The organism is Ancylobacter vacuolatus (assembly GCF_030813595.1).
Classification (GTDB): Bacteria; Pseudomonadota; Alphaproteobacteria; order Rhizobiales; family Xanthobacteraceae; genus Ancylobacter; species Ancylobacter vacuolatus.
Genome location: NZ_JAUSUH010000002.1, coordinates 668,996 through 690,673 on the forward strand (window position 1 = coordinate 668,996; position 21,678 = coordinate 690,673).

The window sequence follows — 21,678 nt, forward strand, 5'->3', positions numbered from 1 at the left end:
TGGCGGCAACATTGGAGGCGCTCCAGCGTGGGGGCCGGAGGCGCGGGCCGAGCCCTAGGAATCACCCGGCCGGTACTCGCCGGTGGCGGGGTCACGGCGCAGCGTGGCGCGGGGGTCGAGCGTGCCCGCCCTCTCGGCGCGGCGCTGGGCGTCGAGCTCGGTGTTCACGCGGCGCGATTCTCGCACCAGCACCTTGACCAGGGCGGCGGTGCCGATGGCACCCAGAGCGAGGATGAAAACGGGCGGCATGAGGGTGTTTCCGGAAGGGAGCGGCAGCGACGCGTCAGAGCCCGAAGCGGCCCCATAATGCACGTTCCTCTGCGGCGGAAATGAGGGCCTGCGCCGCCCCGGCGCCGATATCGGCCGCGGCCCCGCCGCCCGTTACCGCGCTCATCGCCACGCCGGGCGAGCGACGGCCGAAGAGGCCGGGCTTCACCTCGATCAGCGGGGTGCGCACATTCTCGCCATAGCGGGCACGCAGGAAGCCGCGCAGGTCGCCGATGGCGTCGACAAGGCCGAGTTCCTGCGCCTGCGGTGCTGCCCAGAACTCGCCGGAGAACAGAGTCTCGTCATCGCCGGAAAGCACGTCGCCGCGCCGCGCCTTCACCAGCGTCACGAAGGCGGCATGGATCTCCTGCTGCAGCGCCTTCAGCCGCTCGATATCCTCCGCCTTCTCCGGCTGGAACGGGTCGAGCATCACCTTACGGGTGCCGGCGGTGTAGACGCGGCGCTCGATGCCGAGCTTTTCCAGCGCGGCGGGGAAGCCGAAACCGGCGCTCACCACGCCGATGGAGCCGAGAATGGAGAAATCGTCGGCGACGATCTCGTCGGCCGCGCAGGCCAGCATGTAGCCGCCCGAAGCCGCGACATCCTCAACGAAGGCGATCACCGGCAGCTTCTTCTCCACGGCGAGGGCGCGGATGCGCTTGTAGACGAGGTGGGACTGGGTCGGCGCCCCGCCCGGCGAATTGATCACCAGCGCCACCGCTTTGGCGCCCTTCACCGCGAAAGCGCGCTCCAGCGCCCTCGACGTGTTGGCGAAGGTGATGCCGGGGCGGAACGGGCTGGCCATGCCGATCGCTCCGTTCAGTCGCACGACCGGTACGATGGGTGTGCCGCCGCGTAGCCTGGCGGGCAGGAAGGGATCGAGACGGCGGCGGAGGTCTTGGAAGAAGGATGATGTGGCCATGCCCTAGAGATAGGGTGCGTGTGGCCTTTGCTCAATGTGTCGTCGCGCCGGGGCGACGCATTGAGCCTCGCGTCATCCCGGCCCGATCGCCCCGCCCGCGCGCAGCACATGCTCGGCGGCGGCGCTGGGCCGGCCGTCGCCTCCCGCCAGCACCAGAGCCGGCAGCAGCGCGGGCGGCGTGCGGCGGCCCTTGATGGCGCCGATCAGCAGCCGGTTTGCCGGCGCTTCGGGGGAGGGGTGGACCGGGCGGATCGTCACGGCGCCGAATCGGCCCTTCAGCCCGGCCAGCAGCGCTTCGATGGCCTCCGGCCGGTGGATCAGCGCCAGCCGCCCGCCCGGCGCCAGCAGCCGCTCGGCCGCGCGCAGCCAGACCTCCGCATCGGCATCGGCGATGGCGTGGGCGAGCGCTTTTCCAGAGTGCGGCGAGGCGCGGTGGCGGGCGAGGTCGTTGAAGGGCGGGTTCATTAGCACCAGATCGGCGGCGCCGGCGGCCGGCATGTCCGGTCCGGAGGGGCGCCCGAGCCGGGCGACATCGGCGCACACCACCCGCACCCGCTCGGCGAGGCCCGGCATCTGGCGCGCCGCGTTGCGGCCGGCGAGGTCGGCCAGCGCCGGGTCGATCTCCACCAATGTCAGCGTGGCGACGGGAACCCTTGCGGCATAGGCGAGCCCGGCCGCGCCGACCCCGGCGCCGAGATCAACCGCACGTCCGGCTTCCGGCGCGCTGGCCGCCAGCAGCAATGCGTCATGACCAGCGCGGTGGCCGCGCTGCGGCTGCAGCAGGTGCAGCCGGCCGCCAAGAAAAGCGTCATCGGTCAGGACCTCATCCGTCGGCGCCTCGCCCATAAGCTCGCGCATCACATCGCTCATGCGTCGCCGAGGGCGGCGCCGAAGCCGGCCTCGTCCAGCAGCGCCCGCGCCTCCTGTTCCCGCTCGCTCTCAATCAGCAGGCGACGCGGCAGCAGGCCGATCGAGCCCTCCATCACGCTCATATGCTGGTCGAGCACGAGATGGCCGATCCCCGCGCTGTCGAGCAGGGCCGTGATGGCGGAGAGGAGGACGAGGTCATTGGTCCGGATGAGTTCGCGCATCGCGCTATATGAGGCAGCAAGCCGCCCGCAAGGCAAGCCGGCCGCGTTTGGTGCCGACTTGCGGGGTGTCTCAGAGCCGCATCTCGGCGCGCACGGCGGGCTCGAAATCCTTGTCGAGGCCGAGGCGGACGAGTTCCCGGTACTGGATCGGCAGCTTGCGCTTCAGCGCCGGCAGGCCGAGCTCCAGCACGAATTCGGGGTGCATCAACGGAAAGGAGGCGAAGAGCCGCTTTCGGCGGATCGGGCCGGCCAGCGCGTCGCGGATGCGCAGCGGCGACCATCCCTTGTCGATCAGAGGCTGGAGCCTGGCCGCGTCCTTCGGGTTCAGCTGGCACTGATAGGCGAAGATGCGGGCGAGCTTGTCCGGGTCGTCCAGCGCCATCAGCCGGTCAATCACGGTACGCCAGTCGACGAGCGCGCCGAGCGTATAGCCCCGGCGGGCGAAATGGCGCGACAGGCCGCGCTCCAGCCGCCGCACCACCAGATGCTTGTTGTCGATGAGCGGCATGTCGCGCCAGAAGGTGAGAAACTCCTCGCTCGCCAGCAGGCGCGGCGAGAAGCGCAGGAAGTAGGACTGCACATAGTCCCGGCTCACGCCGAAGCGAGGCACGCCATTGAGCAGAAAGCCGAACACGTCTTCCGGCGCCTGTCGGCAGCGCGCCAGCGCATCGCAATCCGTGCGCAGCGGGAACCACAGGCTGTCATTCATCAGGAAGAGCATGTGCGGCCTCACGCCCCGCTCGAACAGCGTGAGGATACCTTCGCGAAAGCCGCCGAAATCATAGCCGAGATTGGGCCGCTCGATCACCAGATGCGTGACGTCGCCCAGCCGCGCGCGATCCTCCTCGCGCAGGGGAGCATTGGACACGACGACGCAGGCAATGCCGTGGCGGGCGAAATGGGCCAGGGTGGCGAAGGTGGAGGCGGGTATGCCGGCGCGCGGAAAGATCACCAGAATGGCGACCTGATCGGCAATCGGCTGCTTTCCCAACGTAATCTTTACGCTGTGCGGGCGCCCTGAATCGTAGTCCCGGCGCCGCACGGCACCGAGAAACATCCAGGGCACGCTGGACAGCTTGGCGCGCCAGCGCCCCAATTCTTTCCGGACTTTCAAAAACCACGCCAAGCCCACGACCCCAACAACAATCTAGTATCTCGATACTAGTCAAATCCATGTTACTTTCGCAACAGTCCGTTTCTCTTTGTCCCCCAGAGAGCCTGTATTCCATGGGCGAGGTCCCCGGCGCTTACGGGGCGGCGGGCGGCGCAGGGTGACGAAAACTTTCGCCTTCGGGCGCGGTAAGCTATGAGAACCGCTCGGGTCACGAGCGTATCGCCGCTCGCCGTCGCCATTGCTGAGGGAGCCCCCTGTGTCCGTCGCCTACTCCTTCACTCCCGCCGTGACGGGGTCCGAAGCCTCGCTGGCGGGCATCGTCACGCTTGTCCAGGCCGATATGGGGCGTGTGAACGCGCTGATCCTGTCGCGCACCGGCTCCGAGGTGACGATGATTCCGGAGGTTGCTCAGCACCTCATCTCCTCCGGCGGCAAGCGTCTGCGTCCTATGCTCACCCTCGCGACCGGTGCGCTGGCGGGCTATGAGGGCGAGGGCACGGTCAAGCTTGCTGCTTCGGTCGAGTTCATGCACACGGCGACGTTGCTGCATGACGACGTGGTCGACGACAGCGAGATGCGCCGGGGCAAGCTGGCCGCCCGCATGCTGTGGGGCAACGAGGCCAGCGTGCTGGTTGGCGACTTCCTGCTGGGCCAGGCCTTCCGCATGATGATCGAGGTCGGCAACATGCGGGCGCTCGACATCCTCTCCACCGCCGCCGTGGTCATCGCCGAGGGCGAGGTCGCCCAGCTCGCCGCTGCCAAGAACATCGCCACGGACGAGGATGCCTATCTCGCCGTCATCCGCGGCAAGACGGCGGAGTTGTTCGCCGCCGCCTGCGAGGTCGGGCCGGTGCTCGCCGGACGCAGCGCGGCGGAGCAGGCCGCCTGCCGTGCCTATGGCATGAATCTGGGCATCGCCTTCCAGCTGGTCGACGATGCGCTGGACTATGGCGGCTCGCAGGCCGATCTCGGCAAGAATGTCGGCGACGACTTCCGCGAGGGCAAAATCACCCTGCCGATCGTGCTGGCGGTGCGCAACAGTGACGAGGCGGAGCGCGGCTTCTGGCGCCGCTGCCTCGAACAGGGCGAGATCGGCGAGGGCGACCTCGACCACGCGCTGGCGCTGCTGCTGCGCCATGGCGCCATCGCCGCGACGGTGGAGCGTGCCCGCGCCTATGGTGCGGCGGCCAAGCAGGCGCTCGCTGTCTTCCCCGCCAGCCCGGCCCGGGATGCGCTGCTCGACGTGGTCGATTTCTGCATCGCGCGGGTGCGCTGACCCTAGAGCGGTTTCAAGCGAAGTGGGTACCTGTTCGCGTGAAGAAGACGCGACAAACAGTGAAATGATCTAGCCGCGCGGGGCGAAGACGATGAGCGCGGCGCCCATGAGGCACACCGCTCCGCCCATCAGGTCCCAGCGGTCGGGCCGGAGCCCCTCTACCACCCACAGCCACATGAGCGACGCCGCGACATAGACACCGCCATAGGCGGCGAAGGCGCGCCCGGCCGCCGCCGCCTCGACCTGAGTCAGGGCCGCGCCGAAGGCGATGAGGCTAAGCCCCCCCGGCACCAGCCAGAGCGCATTCGCCCCGTTGCGGATCACCGCCCAGAAGGCGAAGCAGCCGGCGATCTCCAGCAAAGCGGCGGCGGCGAAGAACAGGGCGGTGTGCATCGGCGCCTCGCCTTCAGCCGAGCACGGTGGACTTCACCCACCATCCCGGGTGGGCCGCCGCCACGATCCGCGCCGCGGCGGCCGCCGCGCGGCAGTCGTCATAGAGCGCGAACATTGTCGCCCCGGAACCGGACATCCGCACCAGCCGCGCCCCCGACGTCGCCTCGAGCGCCCTTTCGACGGCGCCAAGCACCGGCGCCAGCGCCCGCGCCGGCGGCTCCAGATCATTGAGCTCGGTGCGTAGCCAAGCGAGCAGCCCGGAGCGCGACGCCGCTTCCGGCGCCGGCGCGGCCTCCCCGCAGCGCGTGCCCGGCGCCAGCGCCAGCGCGCGGAACACGTCGACGGTCGCCACCGCCACGCGCGGGTTCACCAGCACCGCCCCGAAGCGCGGCAAAGCGAGCGGGGTGATCGCCTCGCCGCGCCCGCCCATCCGGCAGGACCGGCCATACAGGCAAGCCGGCACATCCGAACCAGTGGCGAGCGCCGCCTCGAACAGCCTATCATCGTCGGTCTCAAGCCCGTTCGCCCGGGCCAGCAGCCGCAGCGCCGCGGCCGCGTCCGCCGAGCCGCCACCAAGGCCGGCGGCCACCGGCAGCCGCTTGGCGAGGGTGAAACGGCCCGTCACAAGACCGGGCACGCGCGCCGCCAGCGCTCGCGCCGCCCGCAGCACCAGATTGTCGCCCTCGCCGGCAAGCGCCGGCGCGCCCGGGCCCTCAAGGGCGAGCGCCAGTTCCGTCCCCGGCAGCAGCGCCAGCCGGTCGCCAACGCCAGCAAAGGCGACAAGGCTCGACAAATCGTGATAGCCGTCGGCGCGCCGGCCGAGCACCCGCAAAGTGAGGTTGACCTTGGCGGGCGCGCGCTCGCGCAGCACGGCGTTGGGCGGTGGGTGAACAACCATGAACCGCTTATGCGACGCGCCTTCGCCGGCCGCAACCGCCGCCGCATGCCCGTGCCACCGGGAGGCGCGAGATGACCGGCCCGGCCCGCGCAACCGCTCCCTCTACCGCTCCCTTGCACCCCAGGGCGGTTTGGCTGTATAAGCAGGGCATTCAACGATCTCACAAACGATCATCTGATCGGTTGAGAGTGGGTTCCGTCGCCGGGGCCCGCTCTTTTTGCATTGCGGATCGTAAGCCGATCCGACGAGGACGATGAGCGAAACCGAAGCCCACGCCAACGAAGCCAACGCCACTGATTCGAACGCCCTGCCCGAGGGTCGTCTCGACGAGCCACGTCTCGTCATCGAGTCCGGTCCCGCCGCACGTGTGGCCGGCATTGTCGGCCCGGTGCTGCAGGGCCTTGGCTTCCGCCTGGTGCGGGCCAAGATCTCCGGCGGCAGCCCGCCGACCCTGCAGATCATGGCCGAGCGCCCCGACGGCTCCTTTGGCATCGATGAGTGCGAGGCGGCGAGCCGCGCTATCTCGCCGGTGCTCGATGTCGAGGATCCCATTACCGGCGCCTATAATCTGGAAATGTCCTCGCCCGGCATCGACCGGCCGCTGGTACGGCTTTCCGATTTCCACCGCTGGGCCGGCCATGACATCAAGGTCGACATGGCGGTGCCGGTGGATGGGCGTAAGCGCTTCCGCGGCATCCTGGTCGGCGCGAAGGGCGAGGAGGCGCTGCTGCGCCTGCCCGACGCCCCCGCCGGAGCGGCCGACACCGTTGCGCTGCCCATTTCCGACATCGGCGATGCCCGCCTGGTCATGACCGACGCGCTGATCCGCGAGGCGCTGCGCCGGGACAAGGCGCTGCGCGAAGGCGCCGGCATCGACGAGGATGACATCGATTTTGCCGATATCGGCGACGTGCCGCTCGAGGGCGACGACGCTGACGAGAATCCGGATGACGATATGTTCGTGGGTGGCGAAGGCGTCGCCCCGCGCGTCGTCCCGCCGAAGAAGATGCCGGTCAAGCAGAAGTCCAAGCCGATGCTGAAGCCCAAGGGCGCGGCGAAGCCCGGCAAGAAATCCAACGCCAAACGTAAATCCCATGCGAAGGAGACGCACTGATGGCCGTCGTCAGCGCCAACCGGCTTGAACTCCTGCAGATCGCCGACGCGGTCGCGCGGGAAAAGACGATTGACCGGGGCATCGTGATCGCCGCGATGGAGGATGCGATCGCCAAGGCGGCGCGCTCGCGCTACGGCGCCGAGACCGACATCCACGCCGAGATCAACCCGCGCACCGGCGAGCTGCGCCTCGCCCGCCATCTGCTGGTGGTCGAGCAGGTCGACAACCCGGCGGTCGAGATCGACCTCGTCGGCGCGCGCCGGCTGAACCCGGCGGCGCAGATCGGCGATTCCATTGCCGACACCCTGCCGCCCTTCGATTTCGGCCGAATTGCCGCGCAAAGCGCAAAACAGGTCATCGTGCAGAAGGTGCGCGAGGCCGAGCGTGACCGGCAGTATGAAGAGTTCAAGGACCGCATTGGCGAGATCGTCAATGGCGCGGTCAAGCGGGTGGAATACGGCAATGTGGTCGTCGACCTCGGCCGCGGCGAAGCCTCGCTGCGCCGCGACGAGCTGCTGCCGCGCGAAGTGTTCAAGACCGGCGACCGCATCCGGGCTTATGTCTACGACGTGCGCCGCGAGCAGCGCGGGCCGCAGATCTTCCTCTCGCGCACCCATCCCCATTTCATGGCCAAGCTGTTCGCGCAGGAAGTGCCGGAGATCTATGACGGCATCGTCGAGATCAAGTCGGTGGCCCGCGACCCCGGCTCGCGCGCCAAGATCGCCGTTACCTCGCGCGATTCCTCGGTCGACCCGGTGGGTGCCTGCGTCGGCATGCGCGGCTCGCGCGTGCAGGCGGTGGTGAACGAGCTGCAGGGCGAGAAGATCGACATCATCCCGTGGTCGCAGGACGTCGCGACCTTCATCGTCAACGCCCTCGCCCCGGCCGAAGTGGTGAAGGTGGTGCTCGATGAGGACCGCGAGCGTATTGAAGTTGTGGTCCCCGATGCCCAATTGTCCCTCGCGATCGGCCGCCGCGGCCAGAATGTGCGCCTTGCCTCCCAGCTGACCGGCTGGGACATCGACATCATGACCGAGGCGGAAGAAAGTGAGCGCCGGCAGAAGGACTTCGCCGAGCGCACCACGATGTTCGCCGAGGCGCTCGACCTCGACGAGATGATGGGCCAGCTCCTCGCTTCCGAAGGCTTCGCCTCGGTCGAGGAAATCGCCTATGTGCCGCTGAACGAGCTGGCGAGCATCGAGGGCTTCGACGAGGACACGGCGCAGGAACTGCAGAACCGAGCCCTGGCGCATCTGGCGCAGGTGGAGGCCACCTTCGATGAGCGCCGCAAGGCGCTCGGCGTCGAGGACGCGCTGCGCGAAGTGCCCGGTGTCACCTCGCCCATGCTGGTGGCGTTCGGCGAGAACGACATCAAGACGGTCGAGGACCTTGCCGGCTGTGCCACCGACGATCTCGTCGGCTGGACCGAGCGCAAGGATGGCGAGGTGGTGCGTATCGCCGGCGCGCTGGAGGGCTTCGAGCTTTCCCGCGAGGCGGCCGAGGCCCTGGTCATGCAGGCCCGCGTCAAGGCCGGCTGGATCACCGCCGAGGAACTCGCCGGCCCGGCTGAAGACGAGGCCGAGCTGGCCGAGACAACTGAGGACGGCGAAAGCCAGGCCTGATCGCTTACCCCGATCGCCCGCTCCGGCGCGGCATCGGGACCGAAGGGAATGGAAGCGGTGACGGACGAGACGGCCCCTCCCGGGGCTGAGCCGGTGGACGACACCGATGCCGCCGGTACCGAACAGGCCGATGTCGGGCTGACCGATGCCGGCCTGCCGGATGCGGGCCGCGCGCCGACCCGGTTGTGCATCGCCAGCCGGGCGGTGCGGCCAGTGGAGGAATTGCTGCGCTTCGTCGTGGCGCCGGATGGCACGGTGGTGCCTGATATCCATGCCCGGCTGCCCGGGCGTGGAGCCTGGGTGACCGCACGGCGCGCCGTGCTGGCCGAGGCACTGAAGCGGAAGGCGTTTTCGCGCGCCTTCAAGGGCAAGGGACGAACCGAGCCGGGACTGTCCGACATGGTTGGACAACTCCTGGAGAAGGATGCCCTCGCCGCCCTCGCCCTCGCCAAGAAGGCGGGGCAGGTGGTGACGGGCAACGCCAAGGTGATCGAGGCGTTGCAGAGCGGGAAGGTCGCGGTGCTGATGCATGCGAGCGAAGCCGCCCCGGACGGGGCGGGAAAGCTCGACGCACTGGCCCGGCGGATCGGCGAGGCTGCCGGACGGGAAATCGCCCGCATCGATGGCCTGCCGGGCGAACAATTGGACTTGGCGCTAGGGCGGGCAAATGTGGTACATGCTGCGCTGCTCGCGCATCCGACGAGCGCGGGGTTCCTCGCGCGAATGAAAAGGCTCGAAGGCTGGCGCGCGGATTAAGCAGGCTGGCCGACGATAGTGGGGCCTTTCCGCATGAGGCGGAAAGGTACAGGAACGGATACCGAATGACCGATACGAAGAACCCCGGCGAGAAGACGATGGGCGTCGGACAGGGCGGCAAGACCACCCTCACGCTCAAGCGACCTGTCGAGCAGGGCGTCGTCCGCCAGAGCTTCAGCCATGGGCGGTCCAAGTCCGTCGTGGTGGAGAAGGTGAAGCGCCGCGTGCTCGGCCCGGGCGACAAGCCCGAGGCGCCGGCACCGGCCGCACCGGCTTCGCCGCCGGCATCCGCCCCGCCCGCCGCACAGGCCGCCCGCCCGGCGCCGAGCGCGCCCCCGCGTCCGGCACCGGCACCGGCACCGGCAGTCGCCGCCGCGCCGAGCGCCCCCGCGCGTCCGGCACCGACGGTTGCTGCCACGCCGAGCGCCCCCGCGCGCCCGGCACCGGCCGCACCTGCCGCCCCGGCGGCGAGCGCCCCGGCTAGCCCGTCCTCGGGCCGGCCGCCGCTGCGCACCCAGCCCTCCCCGGGCGCCAATCTGTCTAGTCCCCGTCCGGCGCCGCAGGGCAGCCGCCCGGGTGGCGTGGTGCTGCGCACCCTGACGGAAGAAGAGGCTCGCGCCCGCACCGCCGCCCTCCAGGATGCCCGCATCCGCGAGGTCGAGGATCGCAAGCGCGCCGAGATCGAGGCCGTTCGCCGCGCCGAGCGCGAGGCGCGCGAGAAGATTGAGCGCGAGGCCGCCGAGGCCCGCAAGCGCGAGGAAGACGCGCGCCGCGCCTTTGACGAGGAAGCCAAGCGCAAATCCGAGCAGGAGGCCCGCAAGCGCTTCGGCGAGGACCAGCCTGCCGCCACTTCGGCGTCGGTCGGCAATGCGCCGCGCGCCACGACGCCCGCCAGCCCGTCGGCGGCGCCCGCCGCCCCCGGCGCGCCGCGCGTCGCCACGCCGCGTGGGCCGATGGATGCCGAGGAGGACGATCGTCGTCCGGTCCGTCGCGGTCCCGGTGGCGCCCCCGCGCGTCCCGCCGCCCCGGCCAAGCCGACCCGTCCCGCCGGCCCGGAAAAGAGCCGCGGCCGCCTGACCGTCGTCACCGCCCAGTCGGCCGATGACGAGCGCCAGCGTTCCGTCGCCTCGTTCCGCCGCCGCACCCAGCGCATGAGCGGCCATCGCCATGTCGAGGCGAAGGAAAAGATCGCCCGCGAGGTCATCATCCCGGAGACCATCTCCATTCAGGAGCTGGCCAACCGCATGGCCGAGCGCGCGGTCGACGTCATCCGCATGCTGATGAAGCAGGGCCAGATGGTGAAGATCACCGACGTGATCGACGCCGACACCGCCCAGCTGATCGCCGAGGAACTCGGCCATAGCGTGCGCCGCGTCGCCGAATCCGACGTGGAAGAAGGCCTGTTCGACACCACGGACACCGAAGAGCACCTGGAGTCGCGTCCCCCGGTCGTGACCATCATGGGCCATGTCGACCACGGCAAGACCTCGCTGCTGGACGCCATCCGCAAGGCCAATGTCGTCTCCGGCGAGGCTGGTGGCATCACCCAGCATATCGGCGCCTACCAGGTGACCTCGCCGCTCGGCGGCAAGATCACCTTCATCGATACGCCCGGCCACGCCGCCTTCACGGCGATGCGCGCCCGTGGTGCCAAGGTGACGGACATCGTGGTGCTGGTGGTGGCGGCCGATGACGGCGTGATGCCTCAGACCATCGAGGCCATCAACCACGCCCGCGCCGCCAAGGTGCCGCTCATCGTCGCGATCAACAAGATCGACAAGCCCGATGCCAAGCCCGAGCGCGTGCGCAGCGAGTTGCTGCAGTACGAGGTTCAGGTCGAAAGTCTCGGCGGCGACACGCTGGAAGTCGAGGTCTCGGCCAAGGCGCAGACCAATCTCGACAAGCTGCTGGAGCTCATCACCCTGCAGTCGGAAGTGCTCGATCTCAAGGCGAACCCCAACCGCGACGCGGAAGGCACCGTCATCGAGGCCAAGCTCGACCGTGGCCGGGGTCCTGTCGCCACTGTCCTCGTCCAGCGCGGTACGCTGCGTGTCGGCGACATCGTGGTCGCCGGTGCCGAGATGGGCCGCGTGCGCGCCCTGATCGACGACAAGGGCGCCAACGTCACCTCGGCAGGCCCGTCCTTCCCGGTCGAGGTGCTCGGCTTCAGCGGCACGCCGGAGGCGGGCGACCGTCTCGCCGTGGTCGAGAACGAAGCCCGGGCCCGCGAGATCACCGATTATCGCCAGCGCCAGAAGCGCGAGAAGGCGGCGGCCCGTTCCGCCACCGTCCGCGGTTCGCTGGAGCAGATGATGAGCCAGGCCAAGACGGCCGGGCGGAAGGAATTCCCGCTTATCATCAAGGGCGACGTGTCGGGTTCCATCGAGGCGATCACCTCCTCGCTGGAGAAGCTCGGCACCGACGAGGTGCAGGCCCGCATCATCCACTCCGGCGCGGGCGGGGTGAACGAGAGCGACGTGACGCTGGCCGAGACGGCCGGCGCGGCGATCATCGCGTTCAACGTGCGTGCCAATAAGGAAGCCCGTGACGCGGCCGAGCGTGCCGGCATCGAGATCCGCTACTACAACATCATCTACGACCTGGTGGATGACGTGAAGGCGGCGATGGGCGGCCTGCTGGCCCCGATCAACCGCGAGACCATGCTCGGCAATGCCCTCATCAAGGAGATCTTCGCGGTCTCCAAGGTGGGCAAGGTCGCAGGCTGCCTGGTCACCGACGGTGTCGTCGAACGCGGCCAGCATGTGCGCCTCATCCGCGACAACGTGGTCATCCACGAAGGCAAGCTGTCGACGCTCAACCGCTTCAAGGATGCGGTCAACACGGTGCATTCCGGCCAGGAATGCGGCATGTCCTTCGAGAATTACCAGGACATGCGCGCCGGCGACGTCATCGAATGCTACCGCGTCGAGGTCGTGCAGCGCACGCTCTGAGCGCACAAGGTGCACGCAACGCTTTGGCCGTTCCCGCACGCGGGGGCGGCCTTTCCACGGGAGCGCGCGGTCCAAACCCGTTCGCTCCGGTCGCGGCCGGCCCCGAAGCCCCCAGGTGCGGGCGGGGCCTTGAAGGTTTGAACGCATGAAGAACAAAGCGAGCTCGGGCGGCGGCCCGAGCCAGCGCCAGCTGCGCGTGGGCGAGCTGGTGCGCCACGCCCTTTCCGATATCCTGTCGCGCGGCGATCTGCCCGATCCGGCGCTGACGCGGGTGGTAATCACCGTGCCCGAGGTTCGCATGAGCCCGGACCTGAAGATCGCCACCTGCTATGTCATGCCGCTTGGCGGCAAGGACCCGAAGGCGGCCATCGACGCGCTCGCGACCAATGCCAAGCCGCTGCGCGGCGAGATCGGCCGCCGCCTCGCGCTGAAATCCATTCCCGAGCTGCGCTTCCGCATCGATACGTCGTTCGAGGAAGGCTCGCGCATCGATGCGCTGCTGCGCCTGCCGCAGGTGCGGCGCGACCTCGGCGGCGCTGACGGCGACCCGAACGACCCGAACGACCAAGAGGACGCGGTATGAACGCCCCGCTCGACCCCACCCGCCTTCCTGACGACGCCCCTGAGGCCGACGTGGAGATCGTCGCCGCCCCTCCTGCTGCCGAGGACGTGCGCGATGCCCCGCGCAAGCGCCGGCCCAAGCGGGATGTCGATGGCTGGGTGCTGCTCGACAAGCCGGTCGGCATGACCTCGACCCAGGCGGTCGGGGCGGTGAAATGGCTGTTTCAGGCCAAGAAGGCCGGCCATGCCGGCACGCTCGACCCGCTCGCCTCCGGCTGCCTGCCGATCGCGCTGGGCGAGGCGACCAAGACCGTTCCCTTCGTCATGGACGGGCGCAAGGTCTATCGCTTCACCGTGCGCTGGGGCATCGAGACCGACACGGACGACAGTGAGGGCCAGCCCACTGAGACCTCAGATCTGCGCCCAACGCGCGAGGCGATCCTCGACCTGCTGCCCGCCTATCGGGGCGAGATCGAACAGGTGCCGCCGAACTATTCCGCGCTCAAGATCAATGGCGAACGGGCCTATGATCTCGCCCGCGACGGTGTCGAGGTCAATCTCGCCGCCCGCACCGTCGTCATCCATTCGCTGGAGCTGGTCGACCAGCCGGATGCCGACCATGCGGTGTTCGAGGCCGAATGCGGCAAGGGCACCTATGTGCGCTCGCTGGCCCGCGACTTCGGCCGGGCGCTGGGCGCGCGGGGGCATATCAGCGCCCTGCGCCGCACCCGCGTCGGCACCTTCCCCGAGGAGGAGCTGATCCCGCTGGCCAAGCTGCGCGAAGTCTCCGAGGCGATGGACGATGCGCCGCCGAGCTACGCCCTGCGCCCGGTGGAGATCGGGCTGGAGAGCTTGCCGGCGCTGCGCGTCTCGTCCTCCGATGCCGCCCGCCTCGCCCATGGTCAGCCGATCATCCTGCGCGGGCGCGACGCGCCGGTGCTGGAAGGCCCGGTCGCTATCACCGCCGGCGGGCGCCTCATCGCGCTTGGCGAGGCCGAAGCCGGCGAAATCCATCCCAAGCGGATCTTCCATTCCGGCAAGTGAGAGTGCGGGCGGGTGCCTGCACCCGCCACTAGCACCTGCGGCGTTTTCGTGTATGGTGCGCGCGCGTCGCGGACCCCTCGTCCGCGCGAACCCATTGTTGCATCGACCGTGCTGGACGACATCCCGGCTCGGCCCGCGTCAATGGCCCGAAGCGGCGCGCAAGCGCTTCTTCATCCCCTCCCTTATGGAAAAGGAGTTTCCGATGTCGATCACTGCCGAGCGCAAGCAGGCGCTCATCAAGGAATATGCCACCAAGCCGAACGACACCGGCTCGGCGGAAGTACAGGTTGCGATCCTCACCGAGCGCATCGCCAACCTGACCGGCCACTTCAAGGGCCACGCCAAGGATAACCATTCCCGCCGCGGCCTGCTCAAGATGGTGTCGGCCCGTCGTGGTCTTCTCGACTACCTCAAGAAGACCGAGGAAGCCCGCTACAAGTCGCTGATCCAGCGCCTGGGCATCCGCCGCTGATCTGAGATGCGAGGCTCGCGCCGTGCCGGTGCGGGCCTCGCGTGCTGAAAGACGGCGCGGGCGGATGACCCGTCGCGCTGAAGACGCAAGATGCGGCGGGCATGGGGCTCGCCGCGACCGATAGTGAAGCGGCGCGCCATGGCAGGATCGCCGGAGACTCGTGGCCCGACACCCGTGGTCCCATAATCTTGGTCCCATGGCGCCGCCTTTCTGAAGGCGGCCTGATCGCCGGAGTCTCTAGCCGTCTTGCCCATGGCCCCGCTTCGGAAAGCCAGAGACAGACATGTTCGATATTCACCGCGAGGAACTCGACTGGGGCGGGCGCACGCTCACCCTCGAGACCGGCCGCATGGCGCGTCAGGCCGATGGCGCCGTGCTCGCGACCTATGGCGACACCACCGTGCTCGCCACCGCCGTTTCCGCCAAGTCGGCGAAGCCCGGCCAGGACTTCTTCCCCCTGACCGTGAACTACCAGGAAAAGACCTACGCCGCCGGCCGCATCCCGGGCGGCTACTTCAAGCGCGAAGGCCGCCCGAGCGAGAAGGAGACCCTCGTCTCCCGCCTGATCGACCGTCCGATCCGCCCGCTCTTCGCCGACGGCTACAAGAACGAGACCCAGGTCGTCGTCACCGTGCTCTCGCACGACCTTGAGAACGACCCCGACATCGTGGCGCTGGTCGCCGCCTCCGCCGCGCTCACCCTGTCGGGCGTGCCTTTCATGGGCCCGATCGGCGGCGCCCGCGTTGGCTTCATTGACAATGAGTATGTGCTGAACCCGACCACCGACGAGGTCAAGGAATCGGCGCTCGACCTCGTGGTCGCCGGCACCGCCGACGCCGTGCTGATGGTCGAGTCCGAGGCCAAGGAGCTCTCCGAGGAGGTCATGCTCGGCGCGGTCATGTTTGGCCACCGCCACTTCCAGCCGGTGATCGACGCCATCATCCGCCTGGCCGAGAAGGCCGCCAAGGAGCCGCGCGACTACACCGCGCCGGACCATTCGGCGCTTGAAGCCGAGGTCCGCGCCCTGATCGATGGCGATCTGCGCGCCGCCTACAAGATCGTTCGCAAGCAGGACCGCTACGAGGCGGTTGGCAATGCCAAGTCCAAGGCCAAGGCGCATTACGCCGCGCTGGCCGCCGAGGGCAAGCCGGTGCCGGACGCCCAGGTTCTGGCCGAGGTGCTGAAGGAGCTCGAGGCCAAGATCGTGCGCTGGAACATCCTCGACGAGGGGATCCGCATCGACGGCCGCGACACCAAGACCGTCCGCCAGATCGTCGCCGAGGCGAGCGTTCTGCCGCGCGCCCATGGCTCGGCGCTGTTCACCCGCGGCGAGACGCAGGCCCTTGTGGTCGCCACGCTGGGCACCGGCGAGGACGAGCAGTTCATCGACAGCCTGGAAGGCACCTACAAGGAGCGCTTCCTGCTGCACTACAACTTCCCTCCCTTCTCGGTCGGTGAGACCGGCCGCATGGGCTCGCCCGGCCGACGCGAAATCGGCCATGGCAAGCTCGCCTGGCGCGCCATCCGTCCGCTGCTGCCGCCCGCGCACGAGTTCCCCTACACGCTGCGCGCCGTCTCGGAGATCCTGGAGTCGAACGGCTCCTCCTCCATGGCGACCGTCTGCGGCACCTCGCTGGCGCTGATGGACGCCGGGGTGCCGATGCGCCGCCCGGTGGCCGGCATCGCCATGGGCCTCATCCTCGAGGGTGAGAAGTTCGCCGTGCTCTCCGACATCCTCGGCGACGAGGATCACCTCGGCGACATGGACTTCAAGGTGGCCGGCACCGACAAGGGCGTCACCGCCCTGCAGATGGACATCAAGATCGCCGGCATCACCGAGGAGATCATGAAGGTCGCCCTCACCCAGGCGAAGGACGGCCGCATCCACATTCTCGGCGAGATGAACAAGGCGCTCACTGGCGCCCGTTCCGAGCTCGGCGAGCATGCCCCGCGCATCGAGGTGATCCAGATCCCGGTCGACAAGATCCGGGAAGTGATCGGTTCGGGCGGCAAGGTGATCCGCGAGATCGTCGAGAAGACCGGCGCCAAGATCAACATCGAGGACGACGGCACGGTGAAAGTCGCCTCCGCCTCGGGCGAATCGATCAAGGCGGCGCTGAACTGGATCAAGTCCATCGCCTCCGAGCCCGAGATCGGCCAGATCTATGAGGGCACGGTGGTGAAGGTCGTCGATTTCGGCGCCTTCGTGAACTTCTTCGGCGCCAAGGACGGCCTCGTGCACGTCTCGCAGCTCGCCAAGGAGCGGGTGGCCAAGCCCTCCGACGTCGTCAAGGAAGGCGACAAGGTGAAGGTGAAGCTGCTCGGCTTCGACGAGCGCGGCAAGACCCGCCTGTCGATGAAGGTGGTCGACCAGGAGACTGGCGAGGACCTCGAAGCCAAGGGCAAGCCGGCGGATGACGCCGAGGCTGGCGCCGCCGATTGAGCGCGCCTGCGAGGCGGCGTGCCGCCCCGCTAGAGCGTTTTCGAGCGAAGAGACTACCGGTTCGCGTGAAGAAAACGCGACAAGACAAAGAATTAGATCACTTCACTGTTTCCGTGAAACAGTGAAGTGATCTGGCACCGAATGCAGAAAGGGCGGCCTCACGGCCGCCCTTTTCATTTGGGTGGAGCGACCGGAAGGGGCCGTTCAGCCCGCTCGCACCATGTCGACGAAGCTGTGCACCTCGCGGCGCAGCGTCACCGCCTGCTGGGACAGGTCGCGGGCCGAGGTCAGCACCCGGTGAGCGGCGGCGGCGGAGGCCTGCGCCGTGCGCTGGACGGCGGAGATGTTGCTGGTGACGTCCTGTGTCCCGCTCGCCGCCTGCTGGATCGAGCGCGCGACCTCGGAGGTGGTGGCGTGCTGCTCGGTCATGGCGGCGGAAATTGCGGCCGCCGCGTTGCGCAGCTCGGTGATGGTGTGGCTGAACCCGGCGATGGCGCCCTGCACGCCGCCGGTGGATTGCTGAATACCGGAAATGCGTTCGGAAATGCCGGCGGAAGCCTCCGCCGTCTGTCCGGCCAGCGCCTTCACCTCCTGCGCCACCACGGCGAAGCCCCTTCCGGCATCGCCGGCGCGGGCCGATTCGATGGTGGCGTTGAGGGCGAGCAGGTTAGTCTGGCCGGCAATGGAGCCGATGAGGCCGGTGATCGTGCCGATCTGCTCGGCCGAGGCCTTCAGCTCGTTCATCTGGCCGGTGGTGGCGGCAACCTCGCCGACCGCCCGCTCAGTCATCACGGTGGAATGCTGCAGCCGGTCGCCGATTTCCTGCGCGGCGGCCGAAAGCTCTTCCATCGCCTCTGCCACGGTCCGCACATTGGTGGTGGCGAGCTGCGCCGCCGCCGCGACCGCCTCGGCCTGGGTGGTGGCCTCCTCGGCAGTGGCGTTGAGCGCTTCGGAGGCGGCCTGCAGGTCGCTGGCGGCATTGGCGACCATGTCGACCACCGCCCCCACCGCCGTTTCGAACTGGTCGGCGAGCTGGCGCATTTCCGCGTGCCGGTTCTCGGCTGCGCGCAGCGACAGGCGGTGGGCTTCCTCGCGCAGCCGCTCCGCCTCGCGCAACCCGTCGCGGAAGACGGTCAACGCGCGGGCCTGTTCGCCGATTTCGTCGGTGCGCACGGCATGGGGAATGACGGTCTCCAGATCGCCGGCCGAGACCTGCTCCATCGCCTCGCTCACTTCGCGCACTGGACGGGCAATGCCGAAGAATGAGTAGGCACCGGCTAGCACCGCCGCGAGAATGGCGATGGACGAGAAGACGAGGATGCGCGTCATGCCGTCGCCCAGCGCCTCAGTGGCCAGCGCCTTGGCCTCCTCGGCCTGGCCTCGCGTCTCGCCCACGACCTGGTTGAGCACACGGGTGGTCTCGCGCATCAGCGGCGCGCTGCGGTCATTCACGAGCGCGGCTCGAGTGGCGAGTTCGGCGAGATTGGCGTCGATGAGCTGCTTGTAGACGTCAAAATCCTTGAGCGCGATCTCCACCGTCGCCACCACCTGAGCGTTGTCCGCCAGTTGCTGGCGGACATCGGCGAGGATGTTCGCCACCCGGTTCTGCATCGAGGTCAGGCGCTTGAGCTGCTTGGTGTCGCCCTCCAGCATATAGGTGGACGCGGCGAGGTTGATATTGTCGACCAGCTGTTCCAGCGGCTGCACGTTGCTGGCCATCTCCGTCTGGCCGAGCTCATGCATCTGCCCGACAAGCGTGGAAAAATGGGTGCGCGCCCGCATGGCGAGGGCGGGGCGCTCCTCGACCAGCCGCTGCTGCGTCAGCTCCGACTCGTGAACCTCGTCGGTGACGGCACCGATCTCGCCGAGCAGTAGCTTCAACTTGCGGAAATCCGCCCGGTCGTCCTCATGGGTTTCCAGCTCCATCAGCCGATCGAGCCGGCCCTGCGCCGCCTCAATATCCGTGTCGACGGCGCGGAGCAGCGCGTCATTGTTCGGATTGGCGAAGGACAGCCGCAGCTCGGTGGCGTTGAGCTGGATCCGGGTAAGCAACTGGCTCACGCTCTCACTTTCGCTCAGAATCGCGGCTTGCCGGTCCGAGGCCGCATTGGCTTCCTCGATACTCGACATTGCGTAATGCCGGCTGACCAGCACGCCGCACGACAAAAGAATCAGCAGCACGGACGCGATGCCGAGCTTCATGGCGATGCCCAATCGCATCGTACCCACGGAACACCTCCACAGAGCATTTAACCTGCCGTTAGAGGAGGTCATCTGGCTTGTGTGAGACTTGCCAAGGGACTAGTTGCCAAGGGACTCGCCGGGTGGCCTTTGGCCGGCCGGGTGCTGTCAGCGACGGCGCAATCGCGCGCCGGGCTCAGCCATAAGCGGCAAAGGCGCTAGCGAGTGCCGCGCGGTCCCAGCCGCCGGCCAGCGCCAGGGTGAGCAGCAGGCGGGCCTTCACCCCGGTAAGCAGCCCGGCGCAGAGCACGCCGCGCCCCAGAAGGTCGATCTCCGAGCCGGGATAGGCATAGGTGCGCTCGAATACCGGGCCGGCCAGCGTTCGGCTGGCCAGCACCACCGGCATCCGGGCCGCGACCTCGCCTACGCTCTCGGCGATTGCCGCCGGCACATGGCCCGCCCCGGCGCCCTCGATGACGAGGCCGGCAAAGCCAAGTTCAGGCACCGCCCGCAGCAGCCTTCCATCGTCGCCCATGGCGATCTTGAGCAGCGCCACCGGCGGCAGGGTCCCCGTGCCGGCTTCCAGCGCGGGAAGCGCCGGCCGCGCCACGCGAGCAAGCATCCGCACGCGCCCCTCCGCCACCAGCCCGAGCGGACCGGCCATATCGGAGACGAAGGCGGAGGTGAGCGCGGTGTGCGCCTTGCGCACGAAGCGCGCGGCATGGATCTCGTCGTTCAGCACGACGAGCGTGCCGAGCCCGCGCGCGGCCTCGCTCACGGCGACGAGGGCGGCGGCGTGGAGATTGGCCGGCCCGTCGGCGCCCGGCTGCTGCGGCCCGCGCATGGCGCCGACCACCACCACCGGGCGCTCATCACGCACCAGCAGGTCGAGCGCGAAGGCTGTCTCCTCGATCGTGTCGGTGCCCTGGATGACGATGGCGCCGTCCACGCCCTGGGCGAAGCCGGCGATTATCTCGGCGGCCACGGAGGCGATGTTCTCCAGCGTCAGCGAGGCGCTGCCGACCTTCAGCGGCGAGCGTGCCTCGATGTGCGCCACTTCGGCAAGGCCCGGCACGGCGGCCACCAGCTCGGCGGCCCCCAGTGTCGGCAGGATGCCCCCGCTGGCGCTCGCCGTCATGGTGATGGTGCCGCCGAGGGAAAGGACGAGAAGACGGGGAAGCGGCATGGAAGACCCTGACGAAGCAGCAATGGGGCCGAGATCATAGCCGCCTGCCGCGCCTTCTGTCAGGTGCTCACGCCGCCGCGCGGATCCCCGTCAGCTCGGCCGGCATTGGCCCGCCGGTCGCCCAGTCCAGCAGTTCCACCGTGTGCACCACCGGCAGGTCCGTGCCGCCGCCAATCTGCGTCATGCAGCCAATATTGCCGGCGGCGATCACCTCCGGCTCGGTGCGCTCGATATTGGCCACTTTGCGCGAGCGCAGGCGCTCGGCGATCTCTGGCTGCAGGATGTTGTAGGTGCCAGCCGAGCCGCAGCACAGATGCCCCTCGGCCGGCTCCAGCACGGTGAAGCCGACGCTGGCCAGCAGCGTCTTCGGCGGGGTGCGGACCCGTTGACCATGCTGCAGCGAGCAGGCCGAGTGATAGGCGACGCGGATGCCCGGCGCGATGACCGGGGCCGGCAGCTCCTGCGCGGCCAGGAACTCGCTGACATCCTTGGCCAGCGCCGACACCTTGGCCGCGCGTTCGGCATAGGCCGGCTCGGTGCGCAGCATGTGGCCGTAGTCCTTGATCGTCGTGCCGCAGCCCGAGGTGGTGACGAGGATGGCGTCAAGCCCCTCGCCCTCGATCTCGCGCCACCAGGCGTCGACATTGGCGCGGGCATTGGCCAGCGCCAGCTCTTCCTTGCCCATGTGGTGGGTGAGCGAGCCGCAGCAGCCCCCGCCTATCGGCCGCACGATCTCCACCCCCATGCGGGTCATCAGCCGGATCGCCGCCGCGTCGATCTCCGGCCGCAGCACCGGCTGGGCGCAGCCATCGAGCAGGGCGACGCGGGCGCGGCGGACGCCCTGCGCCGGGAACCGGCGCACGCCCTCATCGGCGGAGCGGGTGGCCGGGCGGGCGGGGGCGAGGCGCAGCATGGCGGCGATGGGCCGCATCCCCGGCACCGCCGCGAACAGGCCGGCGAAGGGCCGCGCCAGCATCGCGCCGCCAATGGCGAGGCGGAACAGCGTCCGGTTCGGCAGGACCCGCGCCAGCAGGGCCCGTGTCAGCCGGTCCATCACCGGGCGATGATAGGTCTTCTCCACATGGTCGCGGGCATGGTCGACCAGGTGCATGTAGTGCACGCCGGAGGGGCAGGTGGTCATGCAGGAGAGGCAGGAGAGGCAGCGGTCGACGTGCTTGACGACCTCGGCCGTCGCCGGCCGGTCGTTCTCCAGCATGTCCTTGATCAGGTAGATGCGTCCGCGCGGGGAATCCAGCTCGTCACCCAGCAGCACATAGGTCGGGCAGGTGGCGGTGCAGAAGCCACAATGGACACACGCGCGCAGCACCTGCTCGGAGCGGGCGGTCTGCGGGTCGGCGAGCTGGGCGAGGGAGAAGTTGGTCTGCAT

19 protein-coding genes are annotated in these 21,678 nt (G+C 68.9%); 9 read left to right on the plus strand and 10 right to left on the minus strand.

What is annotated here, in order from left to right:
* Positions 1-54: 54 nt before the first annotated feature.
* The 5 genes from J2S76_RS07110 to J2S76_RS07130 all read right to left on the minus strand — a co-directional run bounded on the left by J2S76_RS07110 (position 55) and on the right by J2S76_RS07130 (position 3,271).
* The gene (locus tag J2S76_RS07110; protein ID WP_307058868.1) at positions 55-249 is read right to left on the minus strand and encodes a hypothetical protein; all 195 of its coding nucleotides are present in this window, start codon (positions 247-249) and stop codon (positions 55-57) included.
* Positions 250-283: 34 nt separating this feature from the next.
* Positions 284-1,189, minus strand: a complete 906-nt coding sequence (locus J2S76_RS07115; protein ID WP_307058870.1) for a S49 family peptidase — start codon at positions 1,187-1,189, stop codon at positions 284-286.
* Between the two features lie 72 nt (positions 1,190-1,261).
* On the minus strand, positions 1,262-2,035 hold the full coding sequence (locus tag J2S76_RS07120) for a tRNA1(Val) (adenine(37)-N6)-methyltransferase (RefSeq protein WP_307059142.1): 774 nt from the start codon (positions 2,033-2,035) through the stop codon (positions 1,262-1,264).
* Between the two features lie 20 nt (positions 2,036-2,055).
* The gene (locus J2S76_RS07125; RefSeq protein WP_307058872.1) at positions 2,056-2,280 is read right to left on the minus strand and encodes a putative signal transducing protein; all 225 of its coding nucleotides are present in this window, start codon (positions 2,278-2,280) and stop codon (positions 2,056-2,058) included.
* A 70-nt stretch (positions 2,281-2,350) separates the two neighbouring features.
* Positions 2,351-3,271: a rhamnan synthesis F family protein gene (locus J2S76_RS07130; RefSeq protein WP_307058874.1), complete on the minus strand. Its 921-nt coding sequence runs from the start codon at positions 3,269-3,271 to the stop codon at positions 2,351-2,353.
* Positions 3,272-3,680: 409 nt separating this feature from the next.
* Here J2S76_RS07130 and J2S76_RS07135 point away from each other — a divergent pair, with 409 nt between their 5' ends.
* Positions 3,681-4,670 (plus strand): polyprenyl synthetase family protein, encoded by a 990-nt coding sequence (locus J2S76_RS07135; RefSeq protein WP_370874710.1) that lies wholly within the window; start codon positions 3,681-3,683, stop codon positions 4,668-4,670.
* A 69-nt stretch (positions 4,671-4,739) separates the two neighbouring features.
* Here the strand turns inward: J2S76_RS07135 and J2S76_RS07140 are convergent, their stop codons facing one another.
* Entirely contained in the window at positions 4,740-5,063 is a 324-nt protein-coding gene (locus tag J2S76_RS07140; RefSeq protein WP_307058878.1) for a YnfA family protein, read from the minus strand.
* A 13-nt stretch (positions 5,064-5,076) separates the two neighbouring features.
* A complete protein-coding gene (locus tag J2S76_RS07145; RefSeq protein WP_307058881.1) occupies positions 5,077-5,961 on the minus strand; it encodes a 4-(cytidine 5'-diphospho)-2-C-methyl-D-erythritol kinase in 885 nt (294 codons plus the stop codon).
* A gap of 253 nt (positions 5,962-6,214) precedes the next feature.
* On the opposite strand from J2S76_RS07145, the gene rimP reads away from it, so the two are divergent.
* The 8 genes from rimP (at position 6,215) to pnp (ending at position 16,924) form a co-directional block, all read left to right on the plus strand.
* On the plus strand, positions 6,215-7,075 hold the full coding sequence (gene rimP / locus J2S76_RS07150) for a ribosome maturation factor RimP (RefSeq protein ID WP_307058883.1): 861 nt from the start codon (positions 6,215-6,217) through the stop codon (positions 7,073-7,075).
* A complete protein-coding gene (gene nusA / locus J2S76_RS07155; protein ID WP_126281242.1) occupies positions 7,075-8,697 on the plus strand; it encodes a transcription termination factor NusA in 1,623 nt (540 codons plus the stop codon). The genes rimP and nusA overlap by 1 nt, the downstream gene beginning before the upstream one ends.
* A 48-nt stretch (positions 8,698-8,745) precedes the next feature.
* Positions 8,746-9,453, plus strand: a complete 708-nt coding sequence (locus J2S76_RS07160) for an RNA-binding protein (protein WP_307058886.1) — start codon at positions 8,746-8,748, stop codon at positions 9,451-9,453.
* Positions 9,454-9,518: 65 nt separating this feature from the next.
* The gene (infB, locus tag J2S76_RS07165; protein ID WP_307058888.1) at positions 9,519-12,404 is read left to right on the plus strand and encodes a translation initiation factor IF-2; all 2,886 of its coding nucleotides are present in this window, start codon (positions 9,519-9,521) and stop codon (positions 12,402-12,404) included.
* A gap of 145 nt (positions 12,405-12,549) precedes the next feature.
* A complete protein-coding gene (gene rbfA / locus J2S76_RS07170) occupies positions 12,550-12,987 on the plus strand; it encodes a 30S ribosome-binding factor RbfA (RefSeq protein WP_307058890.1) in 438 nt (145 codons plus the stop codon).
* On the plus strand, positions 12,984-14,009 hold the full coding sequence (gene truB, locus J2S76_RS07175) for a tRNA pseudouridine(55) synthase TruB (protein ID WP_307058892.1): 1,026 nt from the start codon (positions 12,984-12,986) through the stop codon (positions 14,007-14,009). The genes rbfA and truB overlap by 4 nt, the downstream gene beginning before the upstream one ends.
* Positions 14,010-14,211: 202 nt before the next feature.
* Positions 14,212-14,481: a 30S ribosomal protein S15 gene (rpsO, locus tag J2S76_RS07180; RefSeq protein WP_018388643.1), complete on the plus strand. Its 270-nt coding sequence runs from the start codon at positions 14,212-14,214 to the stop codon at positions 14,479-14,481.
* 283 nt (positions 14,482-14,764) lie between these two features.
* A complete protein-coding gene (pnp, locus tag J2S76_RS07185; RefSeq protein ID WP_307058895.1) occupies positions 14,765-16,924 on the plus strand; it encodes a polyribonucleotide nucleotidyltransferase in 2,160 nt (719 codons plus the stop codon).
* A gap of 204 nt (positions 16,925-17,128) precedes the next feature.
* Here pnp and J2S76_RS07190 read toward each other — a convergent pair whose 3' ends face one another.
* From J2S76_RS07190 to glcF, 3 genes are all read right to left on the minus strand, one after another.
* Positions 17,129-19,144: a methyl-accepting chemotaxis protein gene (locus J2S76_RS07190; protein WP_307059144.1), complete on the minus strand. Its 2,016-nt coding sequence runs from the start codon at positions 19,142-19,144 to the stop codon at positions 17,129-17,131.
* A gap of 157 nt (positions 19,145-19,301) precedes the next feature.
* Positions 19,302-20,291 (minus strand): asparaginase, encoded by a 990-nt coding sequence (locus J2S76_RS07195; protein WP_307058897.1) that lies wholly within the window; start codon positions 20,289-20,291, stop codon positions 19,302-19,304.
* A 67-nt stretch (positions 20,292-20,358) separates the two neighbouring features.
* On the minus strand, positions 20,359-21,678 hold the full coding sequence (glcF, locus tag J2S76_RS07200; RefSeq protein WP_307058899.1) for a glycolate oxidase subunit GlcF: 1,320 nt from the start codon (positions 21,676-21,678) through the stop codon (positions 20,359-20,361).